This window comes from Roseixanthobacter finlandensis, assembly GCF_043195105.2.
Lineage (GTDB): Bacteria > Pseudomonadota > Alphaproteobacteria > Rhizobiales > Xanthobacteraceae > NCEH01.
In genome coordinates this window covers 213057-229925 of sequence record NZ_CM195536.1, presented here as the reverse complement: position 1 = coordinate 229925, position 16869 = coordinate 213057, and the positions used below count along the sequence as shown (strand labels likewise).

General features: G+C 66.7%; 14 protein-coding genes. 7 read left to right on the top strand and 7 right to left on the bottom strand.

Annotated features, from left to right (window positions below; translation table 11 throughout):
- Window positions 1–51: 51 nt before the first annotated feature.
- From V5G24_RS01145 to V5G24_RS01125, 5 genes are all read left to right on the top strand, one after another.
- Entirely contained in the window at window positions 52–786 is a 735-nt protein-coding gene (locus tag V5G24_RS01145) for a GntR family transcriptional regulator (RefSeq protein WP_394078741.1), read from the top strand.
- 67 nt (window positions 787–853) lie between these two features.
- Window positions 854–2071 carry a CaiB/BaiF CoA transferase family protein gene (locus V5G24_RS01140; RefSeq protein ID WP_394078739.1) on the top strand — a complete coding sequence of 406 codons (1218 nt, stop codon included), beginning with the start codon at window positions 854–856 and terminating at the stop codon, window positions 2069–2071.
- Between the two features lie 113 nt (window positions 2072–2184).
- Entirely contained in the window at window positions 2185–3204 is a 1020-nt protein-coding gene (gene dctP / locus V5G24_RS01135; RefSeq protein WP_394078737.1) for a TRAP transporter substrate-binding protein DctP, read from the top strand.
- A gap of 5 nt (window positions 3205–3209) precedes the next feature.
- Window positions 3210–3779, top strand: a complete 570-nt coding sequence (locus tag V5G24_RS01130) for a TRAP transporter small permease (RefSeq protein WP_394080305.1) — start codon at window positions 3210–3212, stop codon at window positions 3777–3779.
- Window positions 3776–5128: a TRAP transporter large permease gene (locus V5G24_RS01125; RefSeq protein WP_394078735.1), complete on the top strand. Its 1353-nt coding sequence runs from the start codon at window positions 3776–3778 to the stop codon at window positions 5126–5128. Before V5G24_RS01130 ends, V5G24_RS01125 begins: the two co-directional genes overlap by 4 nt.
- Before the next feature lie 238 nt (window positions 5129–5366).
- On the opposite strand, the gene V5G24_RS01120 is transcribed toward V5G24_RS01125, so the two are convergent.
- The 4 genes from V5G24_RS01120 to V5G24_RS01105 all read right to left on the bottom strand — a co-directional run bounded on the left by V5G24_RS01120 (window position 5367) and on the right by V5G24_RS01105 (window position 11187).
- Window positions 5367–7091 (bottom strand): thiamine pyrophosphate-binding protein, encoded by a 1725-nt coding sequence (locus tag V5G24_RS01120; protein ID WP_394078733.1) that lies wholly within the window; start codon window positions 7089–7091, stop codon window positions 5367–5369.
- Window positions 7092–7120: 29 nt separating this feature from the next.
- Window positions 7121–8593, bottom strand: a complete 1473-nt coding sequence (locus tag V5G24_RS01115) for an aldehyde dehydrogenase family protein (RefSeq protein ID WP_394078731.1) — start codon at window positions 8591–8593, stop codon at window positions 7121–7123.
- Between the two features lie 136 nt (window positions 8594–8729).
- Window positions 8730–9692, bottom strand: coding sequence for an ABC transporter substrate-binding protein (locus V5G24_RS01110; RefSeq protein WP_394078729.1), 963 nt, complete (start codon window positions 9690–9692; stop codon window positions 8730–8732).
- Between the two features lie 607 nt (window positions 9693–10299).
- Complete coding sequence (locus V5G24_RS01105; RefSeq protein ID WP_394078727.1) at window positions 10300–11187, bottom strand: transglutaminase family protein; 888 nt, start codon at window positions 11185–11187, stop codon at window positions 10300–10302.
- Window positions 11188–11620: 433 nt separating this feature from the next.
- On the opposite strand from V5G24_RS01105, the gene V5G24_RS01100 reads away from it, so the two are divergent.
- Window positions 11621–13450 (top strand): SLC13 family permease, encoded by a 1830-nt coding sequence (locus V5G24_RS01100; protein WP_394078725.1) that lies wholly within the window; start codon window positions 11621–11623, stop codon window positions 13448–13450.
- Between the two features lie 435 nt (window positions 13451–13885).
- Here the strand turns inward: V5G24_RS01100 and V5G24_RS01095 are convergent, their stop codons facing one another.
- Window positions 13886–14572, bottom strand: coding sequence for a polyamine aminopropyltransferase (locus tag V5G24_RS01095; RefSeq protein WP_394078721.1), 687 nt, complete (start codon window positions 14570–14572; stop codon window positions 13886–13888).
- Window positions 14573–14754: 182 nt separating this feature from the next.
- Here V5G24_RS01095 and V5G24_RS01090 point away from each other — a divergent pair, with 182 nt between their 5' ends.
- On the top strand, window positions 14755–15531 hold the full coding sequence (locus tag V5G24_RS01090) for a hypothetical protein (RefSeq protein WP_394078719.1): 777 nt from the start codon (window positions 14755–14757) through the stop codon (window positions 15529–15531).
- Window positions 15532–15534: 3 nt separating this feature from the next.
- On the opposite strand, the gene V5G24_RS01085 is transcribed toward V5G24_RS01090, so the two are convergent.
- A complete protein-coding gene (locus V5G24_RS01085) occupies window positions 15535–15786 on the bottom strand; it encodes a GlsB/YeaQ/YmgE family stress response membrane protein (protein ID WP_394078717.1) in 252 nt (83 codons plus the stop codon).
- Window positions 15787–15929: 143 nt separating this feature from the next.
- Window positions 15930–16724 (bottom strand): N-formylglutamate amidohydrolase, encoded by a 795-nt coding sequence (locus V5G24_RS01080; RefSeq protein ID WP_394078715.1) that lies wholly within the window; start codon window positions 16722–16724, stop codon window positions 15930–15932.
- Window positions 16725–16869 lie beyond the last annotated feature (145 nt).

Below are 16869 nucleotides of genomic sequence, written 5' to 3'. Positions count from 1 at the left end.
TTGCAAATAATATTTTTTTAGACAAGATCACCTCAAACGAGAGGGCAGCACGTGCGCAAAGAGACCGCGGCCACGCCGACAGACGGCAAGGAAGAAGGCCTCCTGCGGGGCTCCGGCACCCATGCCGACGCCATCTACCGCTATCTCGAGCAGGAGATCGTCTCCGGGCGGCTGGAGCCGGGCGAGAAGCTCGACGACGTCAGCCTCGCCAAGCGCTTCGGCGTGTCGAAGACCCCCATCCGCGAAGCCTTCCTGCAACTGGCCGCGATCGATTTCGTCCAGATCCGCCAGCGGGTCGGCGCCGTGGTCTCCCCCCTCTCGCTTCAGCGCATGGTGCAGATGTTCGAGGTGATGGCGGAGCTGGAGGGCATGTGCGCGGCCCTTGCCGCCGCGCGCATGACCACGGTGGAGCGCGACGCCCTCGCCCATGCCATGACGCGCTGCCTCGACCTCGCGCAGAAAGAGGGGCCGGACGCCGGCAAGGATTATGCGGAGGCCAATTTCAGCTTCCACGAGATCGTCTATCGCGGCAGCCACAATGATTTCCTCCACGAGCAGACGAGCTTGCTGCGCAAGCGCCTCGCGCCCTATCGCCGCTATTGGCTCACCACGCCCGCGCGCCTGCGCAAATCCAGCCGCGAGCACGAGCAGGTGGCGCACGCCATTCTCGAATGCCGCGAGGAGGCCGCCCACGCGCTGATGAAGCAGCACCTGACGCTGCAAACCGAACTGGTGTCGGTGCTGCTCGATCACCTGCCCGCGTCTTATCTCGCGGTCGTGAAATAGCGCCGCGATCCCGCGAACCGAACCGGCAGTCCAAGCCCGACACCCACAAGCAAGATGACCTGCGACCATGCCTTTGCCCCTTGAGAAAATGCGCGTCCTGGATCTGACCCGCGCCCTGTCCGGCCCGTTTTGCAGCATGATCCTGGCGGACCTCGGCGCCGACGTGGTCAAGGTCGAGCCGGTGGGCGGCGGCGACATGATCCGCACCTGGGGACCGTTCGACCGCGATCAGAGCGCCTATTATCTCTCCGGCAACCGCAACAAGCGCAGCATCGCGCTCAATTTCCGCTCCCCCGAGGGGTTGGCGCTGCTGCGCGAGATGGCGCTGAAGTCGGACGTCATGATCGAGAATTTCAAGCCCGGCACCCTGGCAAAGCTCGGCCTCGATCCGCAGGAGCTGCGCGCCCTCAAGCCGGAGCTGATCATCGCCAGCATCAGCGGCTTCGGCTCCTCCGGTCCGCTGAGCGCGCGCCCCGGCTTCGACCAGATCGCCCAGGGCTATTCCGGCTTCATGAGCGTGACCGGCACCACCGAGCCGACCCGCGTCGGCGTCGCCATCGGCGACCTCACTTCCGGCATGTGGCTCGCCATCGGCGTGCTCGGCGCCTGGATCGCGCGCCAGGACACGGGCCGCGGCGATCATGTGGAAACCTCGCTGCTCTCCAGCCTGGTCAGCCTGCTCAGCGTGCAGGGCCAGCGCTATCTCAGCCTCGGCGAGGTGGCGGAGCCGACCGGAAACGTGCATCCGGTGATCACCCCCTATGGCGTGTTCCGCGCCGGCGACGGCGACATGAACATCGGCGCCGCCACCCAGGATATGTGGCTGAAGCTGTGCGACATCCTGGAGCGGCCGGACCTGAAGAGCGACCCGCGCTTCCTCGACAATGCGAGCCGCATGGGCCATCGCCAGCTGCTGCGCGAGATCATCGAGGCGGAGCTGGCGCGCGACACCCGCGCCCACTGGACCGCCCTTCTGGTGGCGGCGGAAATCCCCGCCGGGCCCATCAACACCGTCGCGGATGCGCTCAATGACGCGCAGGTGGCCCATCTCGGCCTGGTGGAGACCTTGCCCCATCCCACCCTCGGCCCCCTCGCGCAGCTTTCCAGCCCGTTGAAGATGGCCGGCGCCGAGGAGGGCTGGATCCGCCGCAGCCCGCCGCTGCTCGGCCAGCACACCCGCGAGGTGCTGGAAAACTACGGCTTCGCGCCCGCCGCGATCCAGGAGCTGGAAGCGCGCGGCGTGGTGGCGCAGGTGGCGCCCGCGACCAGCGAGGACGCCGCCTGAGCATCGCACGAGAAGATCAGGCGCGGGGCTGAGCCACAGCCGCGCGCGCGAAAGAACCGGGCGCGGAAAAATCCCGCCCGCTCCGCAATGTCGGAAATACTGGGAGAAACGCCATGAAGATCAGTCGCAGGCTATTTGTGTCCGGCGCTCTTGCCGCGCCGTTTGTCATCCGCGGCACCGGAGCGGCACGGGCGGATGCCCGCACGCTGAAGATCTCGCACCAGTTCCCCGGCTCGACGGGAACGGACGGCGATTTCCGCGACCAATTGGTGAACAAGTTCGCCGCCGAGGTGGAGAAGCGCTCGGACGGCGCCTTGAAGTTCAACGTCTATCCCGGCTCCTCGCTGATGAAGACCAATGCGCAATTCTCCGCCTTGCGGAAGGGCGCGCTCGATATGTCGCTGTTCCCGATCGCCTATGCGGGCGGCGAAATCCCCGAATGCAACATCGCGCAATTGCCGGGCATCGTGACCAGCTATGAGAGCGGCCTGTCCTGGCGCACCAAGGCGGCGGGCGAGGTGCTGGAAAGCGCGCTGGCCGCCAAAGGTGTGATGATCCTGACCTGGGTGTGGCAGGCGGCGGGCTGCGTGAGCAAGGCGCAGCCGGTGGTCGCGCCGGAGGATGCCAAGGGCGTGAAGGTGCGCGGCGGCTCGCGCGAGATGGACATCGTGTTCCAGCGCATCGGCAGCACCGTTGTCTCTTTCCCCTCCAACGAACTCTATGTGGCCATGCAGACCGGCATCTGCGAAGCGGCCGTCACCTCCTCCACCAGCATGATTTCCTTCCGCACCGAGGAAGTCGCGCGCCATCTCGCGACCGGGCGCGGCAAGTCCTATCAATTCACCTTCCAGCCTTTGCTGATTTCCAAGCTCATCTTCGACAGCCTCTCGGACAAGGAGAAGCAGATCCTCACCACGGTCGGCCTTGAGATGCAGGAATTCGGCCTGAAGGGCGCGCTCGCCGACGATGTGCGCGTCGAGGAGACCTACAAGAAGGCGGGCGCCGACGTGCATATGCTGACGCCGGACATCATCGCCAAATGGGTCGCCATTTCCAAGGAAACCGCCTGGAAGGACTTCGCCGGCAAGAGCGAGAATTGCGCCAAGCTGCTCGCACTGGCGGCTGCGGCATGAGCCAGATGCTGGACACCGCGCCGGAGGCCACAGCCGGCATCGCGGCGCACACGCAAGGCGGCGGGGGCCTCGCGGTCCTTGTCCGCGCAATGGCCCTGGTCAATCGCACCATCGTGCTGCTGGCCGCGTTCGTGCTCGTGCTTGCGGGGCTGATCCTGTCCTATAGCGTCGCCTCGCGGCTCGCCTTCGGCGCCATGAGCTATTGGCAGGACGAGGCATCCGTCTTCCTGCTGGTGGGGGCGACCTTCATGACCGCCGCCTATGTGCAGGGCCGGCGTGGCCATGTGGCCATCGAGGCCTTGAGCACGCTCCTGCCGCCGCGCGTGAATGCCGCGCGGCTGCTGCTGGTGGATATCGCCAGCTTTGCCTTCTGCGCCTTCTTCACGTGGAAGTCGTTCACATTGCTGGAAGAGGCCTGGATCGAGGGGCATGTGTCCTCCTCCTCCTGGGCGCCGCCGCTCTGGATTCCCTATGCGACCATGGCCCTTGGAATGGCGCTGCTGTCGCTCCAGATCGCGCTGCAAATCGCCTGCGCCATGGCTCCGGGGCCGCGCCGGAACGGAGATCGCCCATGAGCACGCTCGTCGTCGGCCTGATGTATGGCGGGGCGACCCTGCTGACCATGTTCATCGGCATGCCCATCGCCTTCGCGCTCGGAGCGGTGGCGGTGCTGTTCATGCTCGGCTTCATGCCCGCCGCATCCCTCGATACGGTCACCCAGAATGTCTATGAGGAGATGGCCTCCATCACCCTCCTCTCCATTCCCCTGTTCATCCTCAAGGGCGCCGCCATCGGCAAGTCCAAGGCCGGGCAGGATCTTTATTCCGCGCTCCATGCCTGGATGCACAAGATCCCCGGCGGGCTCGGCATCGCCAATGTGTTCGCCTGCGCCTTGTTCGCCGCCATGGCCGGGTCCTCGCCCGCCACCTGCTCGGCCATCGGCTCGGCCGGCATTCCGGAAATGCGCAAGCGCGGCTATTCGGGCGGCTTTGCCGCCGGCCTGATCGCCGCCGGGGGAACGCTCGGCATTCTTTTGCCGCCCTCCATCACCATGATCCTCTATGCGGTCGCCGCCGAGCAATCGCTCGGCCGCCTATTCCTCGCCGGGCTCGGGCCGGGCCTGCTGCTGGTGATGCTGTTCGCCGCCTATGCCATGGTGCGCTTCCGCCAGGAATTCGCCCGCGCCAAGCTGCTCTACGAGCAGACCGGCACCGGCTCCGCGATCCTGCACGAAGAGCACCTCACCATGCGCGACCGCTTCGCCGCGCTGCCGCGGGTGCTGCCCTTCGTGGTGCTGCTCACCGGCGTCATGGTGGCGCTCTATGGCGGCTATGCCACGCCCTCCGAAACCGCCGGCCTCGGCGGGATCCTGGCTTTGGTGCTGATCGCGCTCATCTACCAGGTGTGGACGCCGAAGGATCTGGAGCCGATCCTGACCTCCACCTTGCGCGAGGCCACCATGCTGATGCTGATCATCGGCATGTCGCTGCTGTATTCCTATGTGATGAGCTATCTGCACATCTCCCAGGCGGCGGCGCAGGCGATCGTGGCGCTGCATTTGTCCAAATGGCTGCTGCTGGCGACCATTCTCATACTGGTGGTGGTGCTGGGCTTCTTCCTGCCGCCGGTGTCGATCATCCTGATGACCGCGCCGATCATCCTGCCGCCGCTGAAGGCCGCCGGGTTCGACCTGATCTGGTTTGGCGTGGTGATGACCATCGTCATGGAGATGGGGCTGATCCACCCGCCGGTGGGGCTGAACATCTTCGTCATCAAGAACATCGCCCCCGACATCCCGCTGAAGGACGTGATCTGGGGCACGGTTCCGTTCGTGCTGCTGATGATGCTCGCCGTGGTCCTGCTCTGCCTGTTCCCCCAGATCGCCACCGGCCTGCCGGATATGGTCATGGGCAAGGGAAGATAGGGGGGCGGCGCGGGGTTTCCGGCCGGTGTCGCGCGACATCGGCCGGACCGGATTCATGTTCGAGAAACATTCGCCCGAATGGATGGTTTCATCCGCGGGAAAGTCGCGGTGAACCGCCAGTAAACCCCTGTTCGTCCGCCAGTATTGAATGTTTCACGTGAAACATCCGCTGCAAACACACGGCTTTTTGGCCTACAGAGACCGAGATTGCCGGGCTTTCACCCGGAAATTCAAAATCTCAAATAATCATGTCCGGGGTCAATTGATTGGAGGGCACCCGCACTTCCACGATGGCGGGGCCGCCGGCCGCCAGCGCGCGGGCGAAGGCGGCGGGGAATTCGCTATCCTGCGTCACCACCTCGCCATGCGCGCCATAGCTTTGCGCCAGCGCGGCAAAATCGGGGTTGGTGAGGAAGGTGCCGCTCGGCCGGCCGGGGAAATGCCGCTCCTGGTGCATGCGGATCGAACCATAGATCGCATTGTTCACCACGATCACCACGATCGGCAGCTTATGGTGGACGGCGGTGGCGAATTCCGGCGAGGCCATCTGGAAACAGCCGTCGCCCGCCAGCGCCACCACGGTGCGCGCGGGATGGCGCAACTGCGCGGCAATCGCCCCCGGCAGGCCATAGCCCATGCTGCCGGATTTCGGCGCCATCTGGGTGCCGAAGGTGCGATAGCGGAAAAACCGGTGCAGCCACACCGTGTAATTACCGGCGCCATTGGCGATGATCGCGTCGTCCGGCAGGACCTCGCGCAGATGCAGGATCATCTTGCCGAGGTCGAAGCCGGCGGTACGGGTCGGCGGCTGCTGGTAGGCCTCGAACTCGGCGCGGGCCGCCTGCGCCCAGTCGGTCCAGGGGCTGGGTTCGAGCGGCTCCAGTTCCGCAAGGGCGTCGGCGAACCGCTCCATGCCCGAGAGGATCGGCAAATCGGCATTATAGACCCGGCCCAATTCCTCCGCGCCGGGGTGCACGTGGATGAGCGTCTGTTTGGGCGCGGGAACATCGAGCGCGGAATAGGCCTTGCTGGTGATTTCGCCGAGCCGGTCGCCGATCGCCACCACCACGTCGGCCGCATTCACCCGCTCCGTCAGGGCCGGGCTGGAGCCCAGCGTGAGATGGCCGACATAGTGCGGCAGGTCGTTGTTCACGAGGTCCTGCGAGCGGAACCCGGCCGCAACCGGCAGCCCGCTGGCGGCGCAGAAGGCGCTCACCTTGCCCGCGGCCTCGGCGGTCCAGGTGCTGCCGCCGATGATCACCAGCGGGCGCTGTGCGCCCTGCAGAAGGTCCCGCAGCCGCGCCATGTCGCTCGCCGCCGGGGCGGGGGCGGCGCGGTGGAAGGCCGGCGCATCGGCCACCGCGCTTAAGCTGCTGAGCACGTCCTCGGGGATGGAGAGCACCACCGGCCCCGGCCGCCCCTGGGTCGCGATGTGATAGGCGCGGCTGACATATTCCGGGATCAGGTCGGCGCTTTCGATCTCGCCGACCCATTTCGCCATGTCCGCGAACACGCGGGTGTAATTGATTTCCTGGAAGCCCTCGCGGCCCCGCGTGGTGCGGGGCACCTGCCCGACGATGAGGATCATCGGCGTGGAATCCTGCCAGGCAGTATGCACCCCCACGGTGGCATGCATGGCGCCCGGCCCCCGGCTGACCAGGCAGAGACCCGGCAGTCCGGTCAGCTTTCCGTCGGCTTCCGCCATGTGGGAAGCGTTGGCCTCGTGCCGGCAGACGATGAAGCGAACGCCCTTCTCGCCTTCGTGCATGGCATCGAAGATCGGCAGCGCGCTTTCGCCGGGCACGCCGAAGATGCGGTCGGCCCCATGGATGCGCAGCGCATCCACCAGGATCTGGCCGCCGTTGCGGGTCGCCGTTGGGGCTGGGGCCGTGGCAGGGGGCGCTGCAGGAGACGCAGCAGCTGACGCAGCTTGGGTCGTGGGCGCCGGGCTATGGGTGTTCATGGGCGGTGTTTCCTCATCAAGCCTGCGGCTCAGCGGGCCGGCTCCAGGGCGCAGATGGTCTTCAGCTCGGAATAAAAGTCCAGCGACCAGGCGCCGCCTTCGCGCCCCACGCCGGAGCGCTTGAAGCCGCCGAAGGCCGCGCGCTCGTCCCGCACCCGCCAGCAATTGACCCACACCGTGCCGCTCTGGAGCTGGGTCGCGACCCGGTCCTGGCGGGCTTCGTCGCGGGTCCATACGGTTGCGGCGAGGCCGTAGTCGGTGGCGTTGGCGCGGGCGATCACCTCGTCCTCGTCGTCGAACACGGACACGTGGCCACATGGGCCGAACACTTCCCGGCGGCAGATCTCGGCATCGTCCGGCAAGCCGCTGAAAATGCTGGGCGCGACCCAGTAACCGTTCTCGAACGGCGCCGGCATGTCGAGCCCGCCGCCGCCAGCGATCACGCTTGCGCCGGCCTGTTTCGCGCGGGTGTAATAGCCCAGCACCTTGTCGCGCTGCGCGGCGCTGATGGCCGGGCCGAGGGTGGTTTCGGCAGCCATGGGATCGCCCGGCCTCAGCGCCCGCGCGGCCGCCGCGATGCCGTCCACGAACGGTTCGAACACCGAGCGATGGACGAAGATGCGCTCGGTGGTCAGGCAGACCTGCCCGCAATTGTCGAACATGGAACGGGCGGTGCCGGCGATGGCGGCTTGAAGATCGCAATCGCCGAAGATCAGCGCCGGGTTCTTGCCGCCCAGCTCCAGCGAAACCGGGCGCGGACCCTGCGCCGCCGCCTGCATGATGGCTTCGCCCGTGCGCGTCTCGCCGGTGAAGGCCAGCGCATTCACGCCGGGATGGGACACGAGGAAGCTGCCGGCCGCGCCGGCGCCGTGGCCATGGACGATGTTCAGCACCCCGTCCGGCAGGCCGGCTTCCTGCGCGATCTTCGCCAGCAGCACCGCCGTGCGCGGCGAATGCTCGGACGGCTTGACCACGATGGTGTTGCCGCACGCCAGCGCCGGCGCGACCTTCCACGTCAGCAGCAGCAGCGGCAGGTTCCAGGGCGCGACGATGCCCACCACGCCGATCGGATTGCGGATGATGCGGTTGCGGGCGCGCCCGCCGTTCGCCAGCACGGTCTCGAAGCCGCTCTCGGCGGAGGCGCGCGCGATGTCGGCGAAGGCGCGGAAATTGGCGGTGGCGCGCCTGATCTCGACATTGGTGGTGATGGTGACGGGCTTGCCGGTATCGGCGATTTCCGCCGCGACGATCTCGGCGTGCCGCGCGTCCATCCGCTCGGCGATCCGCTCCAGGAGCGCGAGGCGATCCTCCAGCGTGGTGTGCTTCCACGGGCCGGAGAGGGCGGCGCGGGCGGCGCCCACCGCCTGGTCCACCATGTCCGCGTCGGTTTCCACCACATGGGCGGCGAGGCGGCCGGTGGCGGGATCATGCTTCTCGAAGAAGCGCGCGCCGAGGATTTCGCGACCCGCGATGAAGCAGGGAACCTGGACGATATTTGTCATGACGGCCTCGTGGGCATTTTCGTTGGAGCGTCGGCTCGCGGTGCCATCGGGGCGGGGGCCCTGCACGCCGAGATGCCGGGAGGCGCCTGCCGTCCCGGCATCCTGGTTCAATCCGGCCGAGACCGGCCGGTCGGCCTCACTTGACCATCAGGTCCGCCTTGGACGGCAGGTAGGAGGGGTCATAGACCTCCTTGATGGTCGGCACGCGCGGCAGCTTGTTGACCTTGGCGATCAGCTCGATGTCCTTCTGCAGCCGCTCGGTATCCATCACGCCGAACCCGTCCTTCAGGACATTAGCGGTGATGATGCAGCAATCCATCGCCAGCTTGAGACGCTCCCGCTCGATGTCGGCATTCAGCAGCGGCTGGTAGATGAGGGCCGCCTTCACGCCTTCCTCGGGGTCCTTCACCATGTCGCGCACGCCCTTCATGGTGGCGCGCAGGAAGGCGCGCACCGCTTCCGGGTTCTTCTCCAGGAACGCCTTGTTGGCGGCAATGGAATTGCTGTACAGCGGCAGGCCGTACTTGCTGTACATGAAGTAGCCAATGTCGCTTTCTGGCACGCCCTTGGACTTCAACTGCATCACCGCGTTGAAAAGCTGGCCCGGCGTGGCATCCACTTCGCCGCGCGCCAGCATCGCCTCGCGCAGGTTGGGTTCGATGTATTGGATCTGCACCGAGGGCAGATCGATGCCGTTGATCTGGGCGAAGATCGGGAACAGCTTGAAGGTGGAATCGTGCGCGGCGGAGCCGAGCTTCTTGCCGTCGAGCTGCTTGGGCTCCTTGATCCCCTTCGACTTCAGGAAAAAGATCGCTGCCGGCGCCTGCTCATAGCCGCTCATGACGACCGGGAAGGCTTGCTCGGGATTGCGGGCATTGAACTCGGCGAGGACGTTGATGTCCGGAAAGCCCATGTCGTAGACGCCAGCCGCGAGCTGGCGGACCACCTCGGTGGACCCCTTGCCGGGATCCACCGTCACATCAAGGCCCTCGGCCTTATAATAGCCCTTCTGGAGCGCGATCAGGAAAGGCGCATGGGCGGAGCCGGGAATCCAGTCAAGCGCGAACCTGATCTTCGTCTGTGCATTCGCAGCCTGCATTCCCACTAAAAGAGCAGCAAGCGTTATGCCTGTCTGCACGATGCGCTTCAACATCGCCATATCCCCTCTGATAAATATGAGTCTCGCCGGAACTGACGTCCATATCTCAAGCCACGAATATCCTTGGCACCGAAATAATCTCGCCAGGAAACGTGAATAACTCTGGATTATTGCTTTTCTTTACGCCTAAGCGTGCGCGGATTTTCAGTCGGTGACGGGACCTTCAAGGCGCAGCACCATATAATCAGCATACTGATCATATGGATATGCCTTGACCTCCTAGATCGTCGATGATCAGCGTGCTGACAGTTCGCCCGCTCGTCAACGTGAATTTTTCAGCTTCTTCTGCCCATAATTTACGCACGGACGAGATTTGCCGCGGTTCGCGCCATCGGCCTCCCAAAGGGAGGCGTGGCTGCGCTCCCACCCGGATCGGGCGAGATCCGGGTGTCGCCTTGACTCCCGAGGACCCGCCGTCGCCAAAGCGGACGGCGCCCGCCGATCCGGTTCGGCCGAATGCGACGTGTCGCGGACGGTGGGGGCGCCTTAAAAAGATGCGATCGTCCGGCCCCGGCGGATGCTCCGCATTTGCGGTTGCAGACGCCCGCTAGGTTGCAGCCACCGCGCGCACCGCCACATCCACGTGCATGGCAAGCGGATCGCTCGCATCGCCGATGAAGCCGCCTGAAATCGGGATCGCCTGTTCGGACGCGCGCGTCACGCCGACCCGGATCAGATTGGCACCGGCCACAAGTCCGTTGGTGGGGTCGTATTCGACCCATCCAGCCCCCGGCAGATAGACGCTGCACCAAGCATGGGTGCTGCCGCCGCCCACTGTCTCGCCGAAGCTGTCGGGATAAAGATACCCCGTGACGAACCGGGCGGCGAGACCGAAGCTGCGGAGCGCTTCCATCATCAGCACCGCGAAATCGCGGCACGTGCCGGATCGGAGCGTCAGCGTCTCGGCCGCTGTCTGAGTGCCCGCCTCGTGGCGCGCGCCATAGCGGAACTCGGCCTTGATGGCGTGGGTGATCGCCTCCATCACCTCCAGCGTGCGGCCCTTTCCGCCATCGCCCAGGAAGCGGCGGGCCCATTGGTCGACGATGTTGTTTGGATCCGGCTGCTGGCGTTCCGCGAGGCGCGCGACATCGGCGATTTCCGACGCGGCATAAGAGAAGGGAAACAATTCCGCCGCCGGCTCCAGGCTGTATACCGGCAAGGGCGGTCCTTCGGGATGGTGCGTCAGGTCGAGCGTGGAGACGATGCTGAGGCGTTCGGTACGCAGATCCTGCGGCCATTCCAGAAAGCAGATGGAATTGTTGAACACGTCATGCGCCCAGCGGATGCTGGCGGGCTCCGGCTCCACCTTCAGGGTCGCGCTGTGGAGGCGCAGGTCGTGGCTGTCGTCCGGCCGCAGCATCATGCGGTGGCGGGTCAGGCCGACGGGATTGCGGTAGGTATACTCAGTCGTATGGACGATGCTGATCCGTGCCATGAGCCCTCGTGCGGCCGCGTGTGCCGCCTGTTCCGAACAATCCGAATGGGAAAACTGCGCTCGGCTGACACTGGGTCAGGCGCCGGTGGCCTGCGCGCCGCCGGCCAGAAGTCGCGGCGAAAGGCGCACCGCCTCGATCTCGTGTCGCATCATCGCCCTGCCCCCACGCCTCCCACGCCATCCCTGTCGCGCCACGCCTGTCGCGCCGAAGTGCCCTGCCCCCGGCATTCGCCGTGTCCCCGTGGAGCCTCCGGAAAAGCTCGACCGCCGCAGAATGCACCTTTACCGAATCTGTGTCGTGCAGGTGGCGCGCCGTCAAGGTTGCAATCCGCACCGATCCGGGGAACAGAGGACAAAGCTCGGCCGGAAGCCTTGGAGCGCACCAGGGTGCCGCACCGTCGCCTTCGGCCAGGACCGGGTCTGAGGAAGTTTGATGAACGCTGAACTCGCCATTGTCCTGACCATGCTCGCCGCCGCCGTGGTGATGTTCATCGTCAACCGGCCGCGCATGGATGCGGTGGCGCTGCTGGTCATCGTCGCCATACCGCTGACCGGCATCGTCACCATGAGCGAGGCCCTGGCCGGCTTCAGCGATCCCTCGATCGTGCTTATCGCCGCCTTGTTCGTGATCGGCGAAGGGTTGGTGCGCACCGGCGTCGCGCGGCGGCTGGGCGATTGGCTGGACACCAAGGCGGGCGGCAGCGACACGCGCCTGCTGGTCCTGCTCATGGCGGCGGTGGGTGGCCTTGGAGCGCTGATGAGTTCTACAGCGGTGGTGGCGATCTTCATCCCCGTGGTGCTGCGGATCTCGCAGAACCGGGGCACTTCGCCCAGCCGGCTGATGATGCCCCTCAGCTTCGCGGCCCTCATCAGCGGCATGCTGACCCTGGTTGCGACGGCGCCCAATCTGGTGGTGAACGCCGAGCTCATCCGGCAGGGGTTTGCCGGGTTCGGCTTCTTCAGCTTCACGCCGTTCGGCCTGCCGCTGCTGGTCCTGGGCATTCTCTACATGCTGTTCGCGCGCCGGATGCTGGGCGGCAAAAGCAAACCCAGCGCCGGCATGAACCGGCGGCCGAGCCTGCGCGACTGGGTGCAGCGCTATGGGCTCGCCGACCGGGCGCAGCGGGTGCGGGTCGCGCTCGGCTCGCCGCTGGCCGGGCGGCGGCTGGAGGAAATATCGCTGCGCGCCTCGGGCGTTAACCTGCTGGCCATCGAGCGCGGAATAGGCCGGACCCTTGAAGTCATCCGGCCGGGCGCGCGCACCCGCATCGAGCCCGGCGACGTGCTGCTGGTGGATGCGCACGCCACCCCCGAGCAGCTCGAGGCGCTGCGCGCCACCTGGAAGGTGGAGCGCATTCCGCTCGCCCACGGGGATTATTTCTCCGACCGCTCGCAGGAGCTGGGCATGGTGGAAGTGATGCTGCCGGCCGACTCCCGCCTCATCGGCGGCACGGTGCTGGAGGCGCGGGTGCGCTCGGAATACGGCCTCACGGTCATCGGCCTGCGGCATGGCGCCAAGGTCGCGTCCGCCGATCTGCTGCATGAACGCCTCAAGCTGGGCGACACGCTGCTGATGGTGGGCTTCTGGTCCGATATCCGGGCCTTGCAGGACTATATGGAAGACCTCGTCGTGCTCAACATGCCGGCGGAACTGGAGGAGGTGCTTCCGGCCGCGAGCCGGGCGCCGCAGGCGCTGGGCGTGCTCGCCCTGGTGGTCGCGCTGATGGTCAGCGGCGTCATTCCCAATGTGCAGGCCGCGATCATCGGCTGCCTGCTCATGGGCCTGCTGCATTGCGTGGATTTCAACAGCGCCTATCGCTCGATCAGCTGGAAGAGCCTGATCCTGATCGTCGGCATGCTGCCCTTCTCCATCGCCCTGCAACGCACTGGCGGGGTCGATCTTGCCGCCGACGCGGTGCTGGCGCTGGTGGGACAGGCGGCGCCCCACCTCGTGCTCGGCACCATCTTCGTCATCACGGCGCTGCTGGGCCTGTTCATTTCCAACACCGCGACGGCGGTGCTGATGGCGCCGGTGGCGCTGGCGATCGCCAAGGATCTCGGCGCCTCGCCCTATCCGTTCGCCATGGTGGTGGCGATCGCTGCCTCCGCGGCCTTCATGACACCCATTTCCTCGCCGGTGAACACTTTGGTGGTGGGTCCGGGCCAATATGGGTTCGGCGATTTCGTGAAGGTGGGGGTGCCCTTCACCATCGTGGCGATGATCGTCACCGTGATCCTGATCCCCATCTTCCTGCCGCTCTGAGAACCGGCGCCCATGATCGCCGGCACATGAGGCGTGTGAATTTTTGACCGATGCCGCTGCCTCGGTTGAAACGCCGGCGCATCGGCCTCAGCCTCTTTGGCATGACGAACCTGGATTTCCTCATGCTGGTGGCGGTGATCGGGATCACCTTGTCCAGCTGCGGCGCCTTGCTGTGGGTGCTGCTGCGGGTGATCAAGGCGCCCTGATGCAGGTTCCGCCGCGCGATTTGTTACCCGCCGAAGCGCGTGGAACGGCCGCTTTTTTGAAAATGTTTCACGTGAAACATGGACTTAGCGCGGACGAACAGGGGTTCGGTGGGGCTCCTCCGCGGCTTTCCGGCCGATGAAACCGCCATTTCGCGCGAACGTTCGCCCAACATGAATCCGGGCCGCGTGCGGAGCCGACGAAGGGGCGAGACCCGGGCACGCGCCGTGCTCAGGCGCGGCGCGCGGCCTTGGTGGCGACCCAGATCACATGGCGGGCGCCGCCGCGCTTTCCGTTCGCCCGGACCCGGACCTCCTCGACGGCAAATCCGCTGCGCTTGAGGCGCTGGGTGAAGCCCGCATCCGGCCCGGAAGACCAGACCGCGAGCAGCCCGCCGGGCCGCAGCGCCCGCAGCGCCGCGCGCAGGCCGGCGGCGTCATACAGGCTGTCGTTGGCGGCCCGCGTCAGGCCGTCCGGCCCATTGTCCACATCGAGCAGGATGGCGTCGAACGCGTCCACCTCCGCGCGGATCAGCGCGGCGACGTCGCCGGTCCACAGTTCGAGCCGGGGATCGGCGAGGCAATCGCCATAGAGGGCGGCCATCGGGCCGCGCGCCCAGCCGACCACCGCCGGCACCAGCTCGGCGACCACGATCCGCGCCTCGGGGCCGAACGCGGCGAGCGCGGCCCGCAAGGTGAACCCCATGCCGAGCCCGCCGATCAGGACACGCGGCGCCGGCGACGCGAGCAGCCGCGCGCTGGCGAGGGCGGCAAGCGCCTCCTCCGATCCGCTGAGGCGGCTGTTCATCAGCTCGGTGGCGCCGGCCATGATGGAGAATTCGGTGCCGCGCCGCATCAGGCGCAAGGTTCCGCCGCCATCGGGCACTTCAGCGGTGTCGAGCAGAAGCCAGGGAATCACGTTTTTTCTCTTCGACCGACGCGGCGCGCGCCGCGCCCCCGGATTGGAGTGCCCGATTGGAGCACCCCCGATTGGAGCACCCTTGGATTGGAAACGCGCGCGGTTCGCTCTATGAGTGCCTTGCCACATCATCGCGAGCAAGTCGGAGAGCGTCACTGTCCCGCGTCTGGAGCGCCATCCTCGTGGCCGCACTCGCTAGCACGGGTGCGCTGGCCCAGCCCACCGGCACGGGCATTCAGGCCCCGTGCGCGCCGGTTGCGAGCCCGGGCGCGGGACAGGCCTGCCCCGAAGCCACCCGGCCGCTACCGCCCGTTCCGCAAAACTGGACCATCATCGAATCGCGATCCCCGGCCGATGATCGCCCGCAGATCTCGGCCTCCATCTGGGTCGAGAAGGACCAGTCCATCCTCGCGCTGCGCTGTTTCGACGGCCAGCTGGATATGATGGTCTCGTCCCCCGCCCTCGTGCTGCCGGATGCGACGGCACGGGTGACCTACCGCATCGAGGGCGCGGCGCCGGTCACGGGCACATGGCACGTGGCTGCCAACCGGCAGGATTTGTTCGCCCCCGATCCGGAACGGCTGCTGCGGACCTTGCCGGACCAGGGCACCTTGTTCATCCGCGCCCAGGGCCGCGGGCGTACCGCGTTCGAGGCGCGCTTCGCCTATCGGGACATGAATGGCGTGCGCGCCCGCTTCGCGGCCCGGTGCGTGCACGCCACCGCCCGGCCTCAGACGCCGAGTGCCGCGCCCGCGCAGGGGGCATCGGAAAATGCCGCGTCCAAAAATACCGCATCGCAAAATGCGCCGCCGGAAAATGCCACCCCCGCGGTCACGCCCCAGCCGGCGCCGGCGCGCCCGGCGGATCCTGTCAGCGACCTTGGAATCCGTTCGTGGGCGGCACCCCCGGCACCGCCCTCGTTCGCGGACCGTCCGCTGCGGCGCCTGCCGGAGGAGTGAGGCTCAGGCCCGACGCGCCAATTGGCCCCAGGCCAGCAGGACGATCAGCGCACCGACCACCGCGCCGATGAAGCCCGCCCCCTCGCCCGCCTGATACCAGCCGATGGCCTGGCCGAGATAGGTCGCCACCAGGGCGCCGACGATGCCGAGCACGGTGGTCAGGATGAAGCCCTGCGGCTCGTTGGGGCCGGAATAGATCAGCTTTGCGACGATGCCGGCGATAAAGCCGATGATGATGGTCCACAAGATGCCCATGCTGCCCTCCAGGCTGGGAAACACGCCACCAACGGTGAAGATCGTGCTTGGGTTCCCCCGCCACGTCCCGCGCGTGTGCTCCGCACCACATCTGCGCAGGCGCGCCGGCTTACAGTCAAGTCCGAGCCGGCGCCCATCGCGCGTCAGGAGGCGGCGGCCACCGGCTCGGGTTCGCCGAGGGCCGCAAGGGCGGACACCAGCAGGTGCGCCATGCGCGCGCCCCAGGCCGCCTGCCCGGCCGCTTCTGCGATCAGATCCTGGCGGATTTCCACCGCCACATGGAGCAGGCCGCGCCGCTCGCCATGGATCGGGATCGTGTAGTCGGACGCATCGCTGACCGAATAGGGCTCGTTGTCGCCAACCACCAGCCCCGGCTCGCGCTCCAGCATGGCGAACAGGGCGCGGGCGAGGCGCGGGTCGCGATTGTAGAGCACGCCCGCGTGCCACGGCCGCGCGATGCCGAGATAGACCGGCGTGAAGCTGTGCATGGCGATCAGGATCGCCGGGCGGCCGGCGGCCGCTCGCGCATCCAGCTCGGCGGCGATGCGATCATGATAGGGGCGGAAGATCTCGCCCTCGCGCCGCGCCGCATCCTCGGACCCGAGGTCGATGTTTCCCGGTATCTTAGTGCTCTCGCTGAGGATGGGGGTGGAGGTCGGCGTTCCCGGCTGGCGGTTGCAATCGATCACCAGGCGGGAATAATCCTGCTGGATCAGCGTCGCGCCCAGCGCATCGGCCAGGTGCCGGCAGACCCTGGCAATGCCGATATCGATGGCGATGTGGCGCGCGCAGTCCGCGTCCGAAAGCCCGAGCTGCCCGAGCGCGCGCGGCAGGCGATTTCCCGCATGATCGGCGACGATCAGGAACGAGGACGGCGCCTGCGCGTTGTGCACCGTGACCGGCGACGGCTCGTCGGCTGCCAATAGAGTGTCCGCCATCTTTTTTCCGGGCTCTTCTGGTGGCTAATTAAAGAGAAGCGTGCGTCCCGCGAGGTGCTGCGCTCCAGCTATAGACTATTGTCGCGCGCATCGGCAGCTCTGCGGGCGTGTTTTCAATCCACATGCGGAGCTGCCCTATATTTAA